This is a genomic window from Variovorax sp. GW821-FHT09D05, from assembly GCF_059416325.1.
Genome location: NZ_JBWKOZ010000010.1, coordinates 225,547 through 240,385, shown reverse-complemented (window position 1 = coordinate 240,385; position 14,839 = coordinate 225,547). Strand labels below are relative to the sequence as shown.

At 61.8% G+C, this 14,839-nt stretch carries 12 protein-coding genes; 7 read left to right on the top strand and 5 right to left on the bottom strand.

The window, feature by feature from the left end:
- Positions 1-48 precede the first annotated feature (48 nt).
- Positions 49-2,754 (bottom strand): TonB-dependent receptor, encoded by a 2,706-nt coding sequence (locus tag AC07O3_RS26550; RefSeq protein WP_093178811.1) that lies wholly within the window; start codon positions 2,752-2,754, stop codon positions 49-51.
- Between the two features lie 177 nt (positions 2,755-2,931).
- Here AC07O3_RS26550 and AC07O3_RS26545 point away from each other — a divergent pair, with 177 nt between their 5' ends.
- The 7 genes from AC07O3_RS26545 to AC07O3_RS26515 all read left to right on the top strand — a co-directional run bounded on the left by AC07O3_RS26545 (position 2,932) and on the right by AC07O3_RS26515 (position 10,432).
- Positions 2,932-4,104 carry an ROK family transcriptional regulator gene (locus AC07O3_RS26545; RefSeq protein WP_495340707.1) on the top strand — a complete coding sequence of 391 codons (1,173 nt, stop codon included), beginning with the start codon at positions 2,932-2,934 and terminating at the stop codon, positions 4,102-4,104.
- Positions 4,105-4,235: 131 nt separating this feature from the next.
- A complete protein-coding gene (locus AC07O3_RS26540) occupies positions 4,236-5,156 on the top strand; it encodes a DUF6528 family protein (RefSeq protein WP_495340706.1) in 921 nt (306 codons plus the stop codon).
- 114 nt (positions 5,157-5,270) lie between these two features.
- A complete protein-coding gene (locus AC07O3_RS26535; protein ID WP_093178806.1) occupies positions 5,271-6,374 on the top strand; it encodes a glycerophosphodiester phosphodiesterase family protein in 1,104 nt (367 codons plus the stop codon).
- Positions 6,375-6,410: 36 nt separating this feature from the next.
- Complete coding sequence (locus AC07O3_RS26530) at positions 6,411-6,995, top strand: peptidylprolyl isomerase (RefSeq protein WP_093178805.1); 585 nt, start codon at positions 6,411-6,413, stop codon at positions 6,993-6,995.
- 10 nt (positions 6,996-7,005) lie between these two features.
- The gene (locus AC07O3_RS26525; RefSeq protein ID WP_495340705.1) at positions 7,006-7,869 is read left to right on the top strand and encodes a hypothetical protein; all 864 of its coding nucleotides are present in this window, start codon (positions 7,006-7,008) and stop codon (positions 7,867-7,869) included.
- 836 nt (positions 7,870-8,705) lie between these two features.
- Entirely contained in the window at positions 8,706-9,458 is a 753-nt protein-coding gene (locus AC07O3_RS26520; protein ID WP_495340704.1) for a hypothetical protein, read from the top strand.
- An 86-nt stretch (positions 9,459-9,544) separates the two neighbouring features.
- The gene (locus tag AC07O3_RS26515) at positions 9,545-10,432 is read left to right on the top strand and encodes a hypothetical protein (RefSeq protein WP_143047800.1); all 888 of its coding nucleotides are present in this window, start codon (positions 9,545-9,547) and stop codon (positions 10,430-10,432) included.
- A gap of 248 nt (positions 10,433-10,680) precedes the next feature.
- On the opposite strand, the gene AC07O3_RS26510 is transcribed toward AC07O3_RS26515, so the two are convergent.
- From AC07O3_RS26510 to AC07O3_RS26495, 4 genes are all read right to left on the bottom strand, one after another.
- On the bottom strand, positions 10,681-11,580 hold the full coding sequence (locus AC07O3_RS26510; protein ID WP_093178796.1) for a LysR family transcriptional regulator: 900 nt from the start codon (positions 11,578-11,580) through the stop codon (positions 10,681-10,683).
- A 345-nt stretch (positions 11,581-11,925) separates the two neighbouring features.
- Positions 11,926-12,717, bottom strand: a complete 792-nt coding sequence (locus AC07O3_RS26505; protein WP_256330963.1) for an SDR family oxidoreductase — start codon at positions 12,715-12,717, stop codon at positions 11,926-11,928.
- Positions 12,718-13,727: 1,010 nt separating this feature from the next.
- On the bottom strand, positions 13,728-13,865 hold the full coding sequence (locus AC07O3_RS26500; RefSeq protein ID WP_177142436.1) for a hypothetical protein: 138 nt from the start codon (positions 13,863-13,865) through the stop codon (positions 13,728-13,730).
- 487 nt (positions 13,866-14,352) lie between these two features.
- On the bottom strand, positions 14,353-14,838 hold the full coding sequence (locus tag AC07O3_RS26495; RefSeq protein WP_371127574.1) for a (R)-mandelonitrile lyase: 486 nt from the start codon (positions 14,836-14,838) through the stop codon (positions 14,353-14,355).
- Between the last annotated feature and the right edge of the window lies 1 nt (position 14,839).

Here is a 14,839-nt window from a genome sequence, read left to right as displayed (position 1 = left end):
TGGAGCGAATGGATTGAGTGGGCGGGGTGCGGGCCATGAGCTGCGCCGTCAGAGTGCATAGGTCATGCCGAACCAGTACGACTTGCCGTTGTCGATCTCCTGGTTGAGCAGGGATTGCCCCGGACCCGTCACCCGGCGCAGCTTCGCACCGGTGAGGTTCTTCGCCTGCAGAGCGAAGGACAGCGCCTTGCTGTACTGGTAACGCACCTGCATGTCGACCGTCTTGATCGCGGCGTAGTAGATGTCCAGTGCAGAGTTCGTGGTCGACAGCGAAGTCAGGGTCTTGCCGGTGTAGTTGTAGGCGACCTGCCCGCTCCAGGCGCCGCTGCCCCACAACAGGGCCAGGTTGGCCATGCGCGTGGGCGAGTCCTGCATCTGGGGCATGGCGCGGCTGGTGCCGTTGCTCATGCGCACGCTTGCGGGCTTCTGGTCCATCAGCGTGAAGTTCGCGGCCCCGCCGAAGGCGTTGAAAGGCGCCGGCAGGAAGTCGAAGTGCACATCGGTCGCGCCGAGCTCCAGGCCATTGACCTTGGCCGTCCCGACGTTGGAGGCCTGCGTCAGGTTCTGCGTGTAGCTCGCACCGCCGATCATCAGGTTGTTGGTCGAGGTCAGGCGTGCGATCTCGTTGGAAATGTTCTTGTCGAACAGCGCCACCGACACCATCGAATCGAGCGAGGGGTGCCACTCGAGCGAAACGTCGAGGTTGCGGGACTTGCGCGGCTGCAGGTCCGGGTTGGCCTGGGTCGTGGTGATGATGTTGCCGGCGACGGAGCTGGAGTTCTGCCCCAGGTCGGAGTAGATCGGGCGCGCCAGCGAACGGCCCAGGCCGGTGCGCAGGCGCAGGTCGGGATGGATGTCCCAGCTCAGGTTCACCGAAGGCAGCACGTCGGTGCGACTGGACGATTGCGACGTCTGGCCGTAGGTGGTGGACTGGTTCAGCGGCGTGGGCATCCAGGTGTCGATGCGCGTGGCGGCATGCTCGACGCGGGCCCCTGCGGTCGCGGTGAAGTTCTCCAGCTGGTAGGCCGCCATGCCGTAGGCGGCGCTGATGCGCTCGGAAACATCGAAGTCCTGCGACGTGCTGCGCGCCACCTGATCAGGGGACAGCGTGTAGCGGCCCGGATTGGCATTGAAGTAGGCCTGGGCAAGCGCCGGATCCACCAGCAGCAGCGAGCGCCCGTTGCTGTTGTAGGGAACCACCATCGCGCTGCTGGCGCCGACCTGCGCCAGCGTGATCGGCCGGCCGGTGGCGGGGTTGAAACGCTGCTCGTCGAAGTTGTAGTTCTTCGTCAGGTCCCGCAGCTGGAAGCCGGTCTTGAAGCCCCAGCCCTGCGCGCCGTCCTCCAGGTTGTGGCTGAGGTTGACCTTGAGCGTGTGCTGGTGCGTGGTCGACTGCTCGACCTGCGAGGTGTTTTCCGTCAGGTTGTAGCGGCTCGTGTCGTAGAGGGCGCTGCCGTTCCTGGGCGTGAAGACCGGCACGGAGCCGGGCACCAGCGTGTAGTCGTAGCCCAGCGCCGTGCTGTTGCCGGTCGCGAAGGTGTGCAGCTTGGAGTCCTGCCGGTAGCTGCCGCTCGCCTCGTTGTACGTCACGTCGATCAGGCCGCGGTCCCAGGGCTGGTACTCGGCCCCGGCCTCGACATAGCGCAGTTGGCGGTTTTGGTCGAACTTGGCGTAGTCGGTCTGCGACTGGCCGCTTGCGGCGCTACCGGTCAGGCCGTTGACCGTCACGGGCGAGGAGGCGGTGGCGGTGTTCTGCAGCCACTGCGCGCGACGGTCTTCGTCGTTCAGGTGCTGGAACCAGCCACCCGTCAGGTGCGCGCGGAAGTTGCTGTGGTTGTCGTATTCGAGCTTGCCGAACAGGCTCTTGCGCTCGCGGATGTTGTCGTAGGTCAGCCAGCGCAGGCGGTCGGGGAATGCAATGGCGTTGCTGACGTCGGCGGTGGCAGGGTTGAGCTTGGCGGCGTTGGTCTGCGCGCCGCCCTTGGGGTAGAAGCTGTAGCTGTCGATCGCGGTGTTCAGCGACGACGAGACCCGCCGGAAATAGCTGCCCGACAGCAGCGCACCGAATTCGTTGTGCTCGCCGAAGGTGGTACTCATCGTGCCTTCGAGTTGTCCGGAAGGCGATGATCTGTCGAGGCGCCGGTGATTGGTCCAGTCCGACAGATCGGTGCGCAGCGAAAAGTGCTGCCCGGGATTGTCGAATGCGCTGCGCGTGCGCAGGTTCGTCAGGCCGCCGATGGCGTTGCCTTCCATCTCCGGCGTGAAGGTCTTGTAGACCGACACCTGGCTGGCCAGCGACGCGGGAATGACGTCCAGCGAAACGACGCGGCGCGTGGTTTCCGTCGCGGGCAGTGCGATGCCGTCGATCGTGACGCTGTTGTAGTCGGGGTTAAAGCCGCGCAGGGTCATGAACTGCGCCTCGCCGCGGCCGTTGTTGACGATCATCGACACACCGGGCACGCGCTGCAGCGCCTCGCCCAGACCAAAATCGGGGATCGAACCGATCTCGTCGGAGGACACGCCGTCCGACACGACACGCTCGGCGCGCTTCTCTGCGATCGCCTTCTTCGCCGACAGGGCGCGGCCCGTGATGACCACGGGCGCCAGTTCCGTGGCCGGCGCGGAGGGCTCGGCGGACGACGCTGGCGAAGGGCCAGGCTGCGCCTGCGCCCACGCCCGGGTCACGGACAGTGGCAGGACGCCCAGGACGAAAGGGACGCTCAGCAGTACGACCCGGCTGAACAATGCTTGCATGACGGCTCCAGATGAATGAGTGGTTCGTGGCAAGGGCGTGCATCCCCCTGACAACGACTTCGACTGTATTTATTCACTGTGACTGAATTATTAAATTCATCGCAGTATCCCTAGGAAATCAAAGAGACGACGGACTTTTCTTATTTATGTCACCTTTCATGTATATAAACTTGATGCATGGAAGATGACTTGCACCGCCCGGGCACGGCCACGCCGCCCCGGACCTTCTGGCGTACGCCTGCCGACCCCGTGGTCGCCAGCCCCAACGAGCGGGAACTGCTCGATCTGGTCCGTCGCCAAGGACGGATGTCCCGGGCGGACCTCACCCGTGCCACCGGCCTGGCGGCGCAGTCGGTGATGCGGCTGGTCGACGAGTTGCGCGACCGCGGTTTGCTTCACCTGGGCGAGACCTTGCCGCGCGAAGGCCGGGGCAAGCCGAGCCAGGCGGTCGAGCTGGTGCCCGGCCATGCCTGCACGATCGGCTTTTCGATCACCACGGACAGCGTCAGCTCGGCCATCGTCGACTTCGCGGGCAATGTGCTCGGACAGAGGCACGTGCAGACGCCGAACCTCGATCGCAGCAAGCTGGTCGCGGTGCTGCGCCAGCACACGCAGACGCTGCTGCACACGCACAAGGTTTCGCCCAATCGGCTGTTCGGCCTGGGTGTGGGCATCACCGGCTTCTTCGTGGGCGAAGGCCGCCGGGTGAACTCCCCCTCCCCGCTGGACGATCTCGCGCTGGTCGACCTAGACGAGTTGCTCGCGCGGGAGCTGGGACACCCCGTGTGGCTGGACAACGACGGCACCGTGGCCGCCGTCGGAGAGAGCATGCTGGGTGTGGGGCGCTGGGCGCGCAGCTTCGTCTACCTGTACTTCAGCCTGGGCCTGGGAGGCGGCCTGATTGTCAATGGCCGGTGCGTGCGCGGCGCCCACGGCAACGCAGGCGAAGTCGCCGGCATGCTGTCGATACCGGGAATCGAGGCACCCACACTGGAGTTGCTGCGCGAAATGCTGGCCTCGGACGGCCTGGCCTTCGCGGACATCGGCGCGATGCTCGCGCAGTTCAACCCTCATTGGCCGGCCTGCGATCGATGGCTGGAGCGTGCGCGTCCTGCGATGTCGCTGATCGTCTCGGCCACCGTCGCGTTGCTCGACCCCGACGCCATCGTCTACGGCGGGCGGCTGCCGCGGGCGCTGGCCGAACGCCTGATCGCCGGCTCGACCATCGACAACAAGCCCCGGCGCGGGCGCAAGCGGCCCGAGCCGCGCCTCGTGCCAGCCGAAGCGCCCAGCGATGCCACGGCCATCGGTGCGGCCGCGCTGCCGTTCAAGGAGCACTTCTTCCTGTGATGGTGCGATTGGAGTGCATGAGCATCTTTCTCCCTTAATAATTCAGTCACAGTGATTAAATAGACTGGCGGCGGTTCGGTGTCTGGGCGACGTGCCTCACCGCTCTCGCACTCATTCGAAGGATCACTGTCATGTCTCCATTGCCGGTCCGCCTTGCAGGCAAAGTTCGCGCCACGCTGTTTCTCGCTTCGGCGCTGCTGTTCGGCGCAAGCTCGCACGGTGCTGCGCTTCTGGCCTGCGGCAGCGATGCGGTTCGCAAGTACGAAGTCGACGGTGATCGTTCGACAGTGACATGGTCGTGGTCGCCTCGAACCGACGGCAACATGCCTGAGGCCTACAAGTCGGGGCTGTTCGACAAGATCGATGAATGCAAGCCTGTCCTGGGCGCCAGCGCGGTCCTGGTCACGGCCTCGACGGGCGGCGTTGCGCTGGTCGACCTGCGGACCGGCCATGCCACGTTCTGGGCGCAGGTGGCCATGGCGCATTCCGCCGAGATGCTGCCGGGCCATCGCATCGCTGTAGCCGCATCCCTGGCACCGCAGGGCAACCGCATCGAGATCTATGACGCGAGCTTGCCGGGCCGCATGCTCCATGCCACCGAGCTGTACTCGGGCCATGGCGTCGTGTGGGATGAGCGCCGATCCCTGCTGTATGCGCTGGGCCACGAGGCCGTCAGAGCGTACAAGCTGACGGACTGGGACTCTCCGGCGCCGCGGCTGGCATTGGTGGCGTCCTGGCCGCTGCCAGGCAAGGCGGACGGACACGACCTCGCCCGGCTTCCGGGTGGCCACGAGCTGGTCCTGAGCACCGACGACGGCGTCTGGCAGTTCGACCCCGATACCGGCGTCTACGAGGCCTATGCGCCGCTGGCCGGCCTGCGCAACATCAAGGCCGTCAGCGTCGAAGCCCGCACGGGCCGCATCGCCTTCCAGCAGCACGAGGAGCGCTGGTGGTCCCATCACATCCGGCTGCTCGCGCCCGAAGGTGCCATCGCCGTGCCGGACATCCGGCTCTACAAGGTGCGCTGGCTCCCCGACCACCAAGCGCCTTGACGGCACCGGCCTCGCAGAAAGTTCTCTGCCCCGCTCGATTTAATAATTCAGTCACAGTGAATTATTAGGATGGGCCAGGGCCCTACTCCAACACCTTCAATCCCTCCCTCCACCATGCAACACCTCAGCCTTCGAAAACTGAACCCGGCGAAAACCATCGGGCCCGCGCTGCTGGCAGCCATCTGTGCTGCACCTCAATTCGCCTTTGCGTCTTGCGGCAATACGACGACCAAGATGCGGGAAATTCTCGGCACCAGCTACACCACCGACACGCTGGTGCTCGCCCACCGCGGGCTCTGGGGAAAGTACGCCGGCATCCCCTCCCTGCCTGAGAACTCCAGAGGATCGCTGTCTCAAGCCGATCTCAAGTGCATGGATGGCGTCGAATTGGACGTCAAAGTGACGAAGGATGGGGTGCCCATCCTGATGCACGACTTCAATCTCGGCAGAACAACGAACGTGTATGCCGTCATGGGGGGATCCAAGTACAACCCCATGACCAATCAGGGACGAAACCCCGCGGTGAGCACCGTTGCCTGGAACACGGTCCAGCAACTCGAGTTGCTGACGCCCGATCGAAGCGTCGCCACCGGCTATCACCCGCCGCGCCTCGACCAACTCTTCGATTACTGGAAGAGCCAGGGCATGACCGTCCCGATGGTCTTCGACACCAAGACGGCCGATGCCGTCAGAGCGGTCCACACGATCGCACTGCAAAAGTTCGGCCGCCCTGACGACGTGGTTGCCGTCAAGGTGAACGCAACACTGTTCCCTACGCCGTCGGCATTCATTGGCAATGCCAAGTACATCACGGCGATCCCCGTGTTCACCACGAACATGCTGTCCAAGATCGATGTATCGAGCAGCAGGGCCGCCTGGCAGGGATACGTCAACACCCTGGAGATCAACGTGAAGCAGGATGGTGGCCTGCTCCAGGGGCAGATGGATACAGCCAGGAGGGCCGGTAAACGCGTGGGCGTATTCCATGCAATCCCAGACGGTCCTGTGTCCGGACAGTTCTACCAGAACACGGGGCAATGCTGCTACCGGCTTTCGGATCTCTTCTTCTCGTACTCGGGCGGGAAGGACACAGCCGATCACCGCGGGGACCAGGGCTACCTCCTCTATCAGGGCTTTGGACTCATCACCACCGACGACCCTGTGGGCGTGAACCGCTTTCTGGGGGATCACGGCAAGCGGGTCTCGCACATCCATTGAACGGCCCTGGGTCCACGCCCCTTCGGAGACTGCCTTATGGCAAGTATTGAACTCAGGCAGTGTCTGTTCGCCGCGCTGGTACTGGCCGCGGCAAGCTTCGGCCTTCATTCGAGGACCTGCGCCGCGGAGCCCGCGATGGAACGCACAGACAGCGCAGCCATCGCCGAATCCGAAATCAGGAGCCAGTTCGAGGCACAACCTTGGGCATACGACGAGTACCGCCTGAGCCACATCTTCATCGCCGCGCAAACCATGGGCTCGAAGACAAGACCCAAGACACCGCGGTCCGAATCCCAGGCACTCACGCTGGCCCGGATGCTCAAGCGCAAGCTCGACGCGGGAGCGGACTTCGCGAATCTGGCGCGCACCACTTCCGACGACGCCGCGACCGCGCCTCTGGGCGGCGCACTGTCGTCAATCTTCGGCCTCTATCTCGCCGATGAATTCGTCGTCGCAGTTCGCACGCTGGCTGTTGGCGAGGTTTCCAAGCCGACCCGGGGGCCGCACGGATACCACCTCATCAAGCTGGAAGAGAAACACGCCGCCACGCTCGAAACGGCCCGAGTGCTGGTCGAGCTTCACATGCGAGGCGAGGCTCTGCCTCGTTCTCCGGCGGATTAAATCGAGCATCATGCGCCGTCGTGCAACGAAATTGAAGGCAGCGGTCCTCGCTATGGCCGGTGTGTCGGCAGCTATCGCCGTGCTCATCGCTTGCCAGGACACGCCGCAGCAGCCGGGCGTCAGTGAGCAAAGCGTGCCCGTCGATTCAGCGGCTAAACGCTATGTAGACGAAGTGAGTCGACGATCATTGGCGGCTGCAACGACCATGCCGATTCAACCGCCATCGAGTCCGGCAACCGCCGATGTCCAACGAAGCTACGAAGCTGCCGTGCTGTACGCCAATTGCGAGCAACAGACGAAAGAAACTGCGCCAGATGCAACTTCCCCCGACGAGGTCTACGACATTGACCCGAGCGGCGCACTGGCGGCGCATTTGATGCAAGAGGCCCATGCGAGGAGCGCCGAATGCCAGAAGGTCGGCCCCAGCGAATATCGCCAGGTCGATCAGCTCTTGCGAACTGCTGCGTCGAATGGCAGCCTGGATGCACAGGAGCTCCTGCTGCGCAGACGCGGGCAGGCCCTGGTAAATGGCGCACTCCGGGATCGCGCGCCAGATGAAGCGCCGGAATTCGCTCCCGTCGACGAGAACGAAGCCAAGGCCATCATCTCGGAACTGGAAGCGCTGGCGCTCAAGGGGCACCGGGAATCCATGACCACGCTTGACCAGTTGCTGTCCTCGCCGTTGCCGCGCTTGTCCGACCCGGTGCAGGCGGCGGCATGGCGACTGGTGTCATACCAAACACCCGGTGGCGAATTTCCGTCCGACGAGCAGTTGGCTGGCGGTGTCGAAGTTCTCGACGACATGGACGAGACCACCAGGCAAAGCGTGCTGGCGGTGGCGAAGCCACTCTTCGAACGCTGTTGCGCGCGATAGCGCCGTCAGGTTGCGGATCGCGGATTTCGGCGCTCGATCCATCCTCATTTTTCATCGAGTTCTGACTCGCCGAAGTGTCTTTTGGCCGTTGTTGATCAGGCAGGTTGTGCACCGCGCGCGAATCAGGGCCTCATGGAAAACTGGGGGCGCTTCGAGGTGGAAATCAGCAGCCGCTCTGCAAATACTGCGCGAACCGAACCTCATGAGGGCTCATGGCTGCCTTGGCGTACCAATCAAGCGGATAACAAAGCGCCAGAAACAAGAAAACCTTGGTACTGTTGAAATCAACGGCTTGGCGACCTGGCAGCTGCCGCGAAATCGACAAATCCGCTCTCGACCGTATCAGCCTCATTTGCCTTCGGCACGGGGGCAAGCAGAGACGATGACAGAGGTCGTGCGGATTGAGCGGCGCCGACGCCAGCGCAAACGGCCTCGCGCAGCACCTCTTGCGCGTTGCCGTTGACATCCCTCTGACACGCGCATTCTTGTCTCCGCACCCTTTGAGTCCCGACCGGGCCACCTAGCGGCATCGAACGACATCACACGCGCACTACCCCCAAGAAAAGTACAAGGGCCATCGCGCTCCAAAACATCAAAACAGCTGAAAAGTGCTGGGCGCGCTCTTGCGCCGCCTTGAGTGCCTTGGTCCCATCGCAAATCAAATCACATTACCAATACAGTTGCTCGTTTGATCTCCATACAGTTATCAAAAAATAATCGAGCTGTAAATGGAGCCACCCGACCAAGCACCGTAGCATTCGCGAGCGTCATTTCTACGCCTCTCTGTTATTTTGGCGTTGCAGTTACTTATTTCTTAATTCTCCATAGAAATCAAAATGAAGTCCTTTAAAAAAGCAATTGTGGTATCGACAATCGCGGCTCTGCCCTTGGTATCGCAGGCGATGACTCAGCAACAATGGCAGAACGTGGTGTATGGCGCCGCTGCTGCGGGGGCATGGGGTTCATGGGGAGCGCTCAACACGTTGATCGGCCATTTCGTCAATAACCCGGGTCGCGTGAGTGCGGCCGATTGGGGAAATATTGTCAGCACGCTTTGCGGTTCGGCAACCTCGGGCGCCTTGGTGTCCTGGAGTCCAGCGACCACCCCCATCAGCAAGACCAACATTGCGTTGGCAGTGGTTAGAGCCGGCAGTGTTATCGGGGCGTCAACCACCTGCCGATGGATCACAGCACCGATCGCGAGCAAGATCATCGGCACACACAACGACGCCGACAGCCGCGCAAATGGACTCCCGTCGAGCAGAAAAAGCGCGCTCAACGGGGACGTGAGTGCCTTCGAGTCTCAGAAGACGAACCTTACGTCTGCGCTCCAGGACATCAAGGACGCGAACGCCACACTGATCGCCGCCCAAAACAACTACAACGCGCACAACTGTTCGCACTTGCACGACCAACGGTGCCAATTGGATCAGCAGACGCTGATTTCAGCGAAGCGCGACATGGACAATTCCCAGACATATGCAAGGCAGATGGCATGGGACATCGCCCAGACGCTCGTGAAGATGGGCGCCCTGGAAGGGGAGCCATTGAACAGAGTCCCAACAGCGCGCCCTGTGCAGCATCCCTGACAGGAGTCCATCCCGGACCACCACAAGACAAATGGGGCATCGCAGACAGAGTCGAAGCAATTAGCTTCGGCCTGTCGTCACCAAAAATGACAAAGATCTACACACTCGACAACACCGCGAATCGAAGATCAAAAATCTTTCTGAACAAGAAGCGGGCTTTGCCATTCAAGGCGACCTTGGCGCTCACCGCGTTGCTGCTGGTCTCGGCAGGTGTTATTGCTCTCACAACGAGAGTCGACAGCGGTGGTGTCGCCACATCAAACGGCAACAGCACGCAAGCGTCAGTTGCACGGCCTTCGGTGGCCTATCGGCCCGTTTCAATCGGGCAAGAATCTGTTACTGCATCTGCATCGACGACGAGTCCCGCGACCGTCGCCTTGGCTCACACCGAGCCCGATCCGCAGTATTTCAGAGCCTCGTCGGCCGACGATCTGTACGCCAAAGTTTCGATTGCCATGCGGTGTTCTGATGGGGACTCGACATGGATCGACAGTGAAATTTGCCAGGGTATTCCTCCCAAGAATGCGCGCGAATTGAAGCAGTTGCTATCCGATGCAGCCAATGCCGGAGCTCCCGCCGCACAACGGTTTCTCGCTCAAGATGAAGCCGATCACAGCTCAGAAGCACTCGACGACGCAGCAGCAATCGACCCGGCGCTTCGCGCTCAAGGCGTCGAGCGCTTGCAAGCCTCAGTGGAAAAACTTCAGGAACTGGCTCTCCAGACTGGCGATGCTCATCAGTTGACACAACTGTCTGCGGTCTACTCACGCAACATCGAGAACCTCGCGGATGGCGCAAAGTTAGGTGCTGCATGGGCCATGGTCGCAGGATTGAGAACCGGGCAAAAGGCCTCGGAACTGGAAAGCCTCTTGGAGGCGTTCACCGATGACGAGGCGACACAGGTCAGAAAAATGGTCCATCAGTTGTCAATGCGTTTGCCGCCGGCCCCGCCCGAGCGCGAGGTTGCACCATGAGCGCGACGGTACCCTGTACCCCAAGGGGACAGGAATAGCGATTGCGGTGTGAGAGCCGAAACGCGTCATGTCCCCCACCCACCTAAGTGGGCTTGGATAATAGTGTGGTCGTCGGCGATTTTGGGCGACACAAGGTGTGCGCCTTCAAATTCAAGCCGATCATCAGATATTTCTATTGGTTTGAAAAAGCGGAAGTACATCCGCTCATCTTTCAATGATGCAAATCGCCTCATGGAGAGAGAATGAGCTCATTGCACGCTCAACTTCTCCACAACCATGTCGACAAACGCCGTCACCGCTGGCGAAGGCTGCTGACGACTGGGATAGACGACGCTCATGCCGCAGCCGGCCTGCTTGTACTGCGGGAGCACCTGCACCAGCCGGCCAGCGGCAATATCGGACGCCGTCAGGAAGGACGGCAGTGCGGCAATACCGAAGCCGGCGCACGCTGCCCTGCGCAGCGCTCCCTGCGCGTTGCTATTGAAGCGCCCTCTCACACGCACTTCTTTCTCTGCACCGCCCAGGTGCTGCAGACGCCAAGTGGCGTAGCCGCTGGCGTCGGGCCGCACCACGCACTCGTGCTTGCTCAAGTCTTCCAGCGTGGTGGGTGTGCCATGCGTCGCCAGATAGGCGGGGCTGGCGGTCAAATCAAGAGCACCATAGTTCGCGAGGATTCTTCGGGCGACATAGCAGCAGTCCTGCGAGGGCTCGCCCCAAAATGCGACGTCGATGCGGTCCGCAACGAGATTGACCGGCGGATCATCGCTGAACACGAAGTCGAGCCGCACCAGAGGATGCTCGGTCAGGAACGTCTCGACCCATTTCATCTGCAAGAAATCAAAGAAGCTAGTCGGCGCGGCCACTCGCACAGTGCCGCTCGGCCCAGCACTGCCTGCCACATACAGTTGGCTCGCTTCGATGAGTTCCTCGACCGCCGGACAGCAGCGCTCGTGAAAGGATTCGCCGGCACTGGTCAACGTGAGCTTGCGGGTCGAGCGATGCATCAGCCGCGTGCCCAACCGCGCCTCGAGCTGCTGGACGCGCCGGCTCACCGTAGCCGACGGCATCCTCAGTTGCCGCGCCGCCGCGACGAAACTGCCGCTGCGCGCCACCTGCACAAACATCGCGACTTCGTTCAAATCAAGCATTGGAGTTCTTTTCGCCACCGGCCGAGTGCTGTCAGCGCCATGACGGCAACGCCGACGAATCGGCGCCGATACGTCGCCAGCCAGCGCTCCTCCAAGATGCTCGCTTGACCCTGTGGGTTGTTGATTTCCGTATCCCTTTATCCCTTTGACCCCGCTTTTCATCGAACGCTGCCCGCGTAGCTTCAAGCCCTTGCCCGATGCACATGTGCGTGGCCCGCGCAAATGCGTCGAGGCTCCATGGCAGGCTGAGGTACTTCCGAGTGGAAATCAACACACCAGAATCCGCACGAAGCAGCCTAGTCGAGGCTCGCATGTCGCGTTGCCTTATTAACCAACCACCAAGTTCTAACCACCAAGTCGGGTGGCCAGATCCTCACGAACCCAAGCGGGCTCCTCTGCCAGAGGCATATTGTTTTTGTCGCGCACGGCATCCAGCGAGCCGGTCCGATCGGACTCCAGAGGAGCAAACAGCGCGTCGAAGTCATGGGTCGCCTCCCCCCGCTCCGCGACAAGCTCGAAGGTCTTCTGGCCGGCAGCGGCAGACGAAAGACTACGTACCAACACTTCGGCGATCTGCTGCCGCGCAACCACACCGTCGCTGGGATCGCTGGCCCAGCGGGTATCACCCTGCAGCAGCACCAAGCGGTGCTGGTCGGCCGCGTTGTAGTCGAACCAGCCGGGACGCACAATCGTGTACGGACATCCGCTGGCACGTACCAGTCGCTCCGAGCGCCGCTTCCAGTCATGGCCTTCGAGAGGACCTAGGCGCGCGTCGACGCGTTTGGTCACACCAATGGCCGTCATGAGTGCAATACGTGGCTTGCGATCGCCCAACGCCGCCAATACGTTGCGGACGCCGCCATAGTCGATGTCCTTGGCACTACTGCCATCGCCGCCAGAGCCCAGCGTAAACACGATGGCATCGACGCCGTCGAGTACGCCATGCAGAGCATTCGGTCGTGTGACATCACCCATGAACAATTCCGCTTGCGGCGGGAGCATCTGGCGTGCCTTGGCGCTATCGCGCACCAAAGCACGTACGCGATATCCCTCTCGAAGCGCCTCGGCAACGACCAACCGACCGATGTTTCCGGTAGCGCCCACGACAAGAAGTGTGGTGGCAAGGGAAGCAATCACATTCTGTTCCTCTGAAGATTCAGCCTGGTCACCCGCCGCTCGCCCGGTAAAGCGTTCACGCAAAGTGAATGACAGCGAGCAATCGTACGGACACAGTCCGCTTTGAGTAAGCCCACCGGTCCGCATGCACTTGTGAGCTGGACTTATGAATCAAACCTCTCGATCGAACGGTGCATGCCGCTTTTTCGCGCAGGAACACGAACTTGATGACGGAGCGCGCACCGAGCTGTCTCCAGGGTTGGATTCGATCGCGCCACAATGGCTGCGCGAACTCCATCCCAAGCCCCTGGGTGAGCAGGTGCTCAGCTAAAGAAAGAGCGGGACTTGTCACAGGATCGAAGACACGGAACTCGTTGCCTGCGATTACCCTCGACGTAGCGCCGCGATGACAACAGTCAATGCGCGCGGGCATTGCCGCCGACTCGGATAGCAGAAGGGATGTCCCGGATAGATTCACACCAGTCGTCGAGTACGCGGATCGGCCGCCCTGCAGCGATGGGCGAACTGCTATTGAGCATCCACTGGCCGCTGACACGGAGCTTGACTTCCTGTCCATCTTTGGCAACGTCCCATAGCAATTGCGGAGTTGTGCATCTTCTTGGCTTATTGCGTCATGAAATGGATGCACCGCGGAGAGCTCAAACGGACTTGGCCGAATTGGAACTGGAGCACGCCTACATCGCCCATACATCGGCTCGGACGGCGGCATTGCGCAGGCTTCGGACATCAATGTGTCCACTCCCACGAAGCGTACAGAACACCGACACTCCCAACGCTTGATGATTCTCGGAATATCACGGCTCGTCCGCATCAGCGGCGACATGCTTGTGACTGGCGAGAAGACCGGCGCGGCGCGGTTCATCGAGACGTTCGAACAGATGTGGCGACCGAGGGAATGTGGCTCGAGGAGATCACTGCGAATCCGATCCCATCGGACAGGCATGGTGCGTTTGCTCCCTCACAGCCCATGTGTCGCTGCCGGCAATCGATCTTCCGATCTGCATCGCCACCTATCTTTGCGTCTTCTCGATCTCCGCCATAAGCTCCTCGACGGTGGCCCCCACCGAGGCTGAGTACTTATCGACAACAGGCTCCACTTCTTCGCGACGCTTCGTCATTTCGTCAGAGGGCAGTTCAGAAACGATCATGCCCGCCCTCTTCAGCGCATCAAGCGCGCTGTCGGCGACGCCGCGCGAGGCCTAGCGCTGGAAGGCGGTCGATTCGGCCGAGGCCTCGATGAGGATTTTCTTTCTTCCGCGCTCATGCCGTCCCTCCGGTGCCCGCGATCGGTGTTCCGCCCACCTGCGCGAAACACGTTGCCAATGAGTAATTTCCGGGCCCGCCACATGCGTGACGAAGGCCTTCGAAGGCACGTACGCCGTGCACATCGGCCAGTTCACGCGCCTGACTGCCGGCGCCTCGCGGTGGCCCCGCAGGCAAGGCAGATGGCAACATTTGCACATGCCGCAATCCAGACGCCAAGGGTCAAGGCGGATTGTGCGACCAGTGATCGGAGCGTTGTGCAGCAGCGTTGCGGGCAGCGAGCCGCCCCCGAGCACAAGAAAAGTTCGGTTGGTGAGGCACACCTGCGCCCGCATTGACGAGGGAGGAGACTCGAGCCCCCATCTCAACTACTCACGGTCGGACTGGCTCTGGCAGGTACTGCGCATCGCTGACCTTCTCCAGCCAGTCAACGGCTTTGCCGTCTAACAACTCCGTGATGGCCATGTGTGTCATGGCCGTTGTCGGGGCTGCACCGTGCCAATGCTTCTGACCGGCCGGGATCCAGACCACGTCACCGGGCCGGATCTCCTGCACCGGATCACCCCAGCGCTGAACGCGACCCACACCCGCCGTCACGACCAGGGTCTGGCCGACTGGGTGGGTATGCCAGGCCGTTCGTGCGCCGGGCTCAAAGGTTACGTACGAGCCGGTTGCATGGGTCGTTCCATTAGGCCTAGGAAACAGCGGGTCGACCCTGACGGTTCCCGTGAAATACTCAACGGGACCCTTGGCAGACGCTTGGGACCCGTTGCGGGAGATCTGCAGACTTTTGTCGCTCTGCGCAAACGCTGAAGCGGCCATCGAGAGAGAAATCGCGGTCATGGCGAGAGATTTCAAG

Excerpts from the sequence above, each read along its gene's own strand:
- AC07O3_RS26550 (WP_093178811.1), bottom strand. The coding sequence starts at position 2,754 with ATGCAAGCATTGTTCAGCCGGGTCGTACTGCTGAGCGTCCCTTTCGTC.
- AC07O3_RS26545 (WP_495340707.1), top strand. The coding sequence starts at position 2,932 with ATGGAAGATGACTTGCACCGCCCGGGCACGGCCACGCCGCCCCGGACC.
- AC07O3_RS26540 (WP_495340706.1), top strand. The coding sequence starts at position 4,236 with ATGTCTCCATTGCCGGTCCGCCTTGCAGGCAAAGTTCGCGCCACGCTG.
- AC07O3_RS26535 (WP_093178806.1), top strand. The coding sequence starts at position 5,271 with ATGCAACACCTCAGCCTTCGAAAACTGAACCCGGCGAAAACCATCGGG.
- AC07O3_RS26530 (WP_093178805.1), top strand. The coding sequence starts at position 6,411 with ATGGCAAGTATTGAACTCAGGCAGTGTCTGTTCGCCGCGCTGGTACTG.
- AC07O3_RS26525 (WP_495340705.1), top strand. The coding sequence starts at position 7,006 with ATGCGCCGTCGTGCAACGAAATTGAAGGCAGCGGTCCTCGCTATGGCC.
- AC07O3_RS26520 (WP_495340704.1), top strand. The coding sequence starts at position 8,706 with ATGAAGTCCTTTAAAAAAGCAATTGTGGTATCGACAATCGCGGCTCTG.
- AC07O3_RS26515 (WP_143047800.1), top strand. The coding sequence starts at position 9,545 with ATGACAAAGATCTACACACTCGACAACACCGCGAATCGAAGATCAAAA.
- AC07O3_RS26510 (WP_093178796.1), bottom strand. The coding sequence starts at position 11,580 with ATGCTTGATTTGAACGAAGTCGCGATGTTTGTGCAGGTGGCGCGCAGC.
- AC07O3_RS26500 (WP_177142436.1), bottom strand. The coding sequence starts at position 13,865 with ATGATCGTTTCTGAACTGCCCTCTGACGAAATGACGAAGCGTCGCGAA.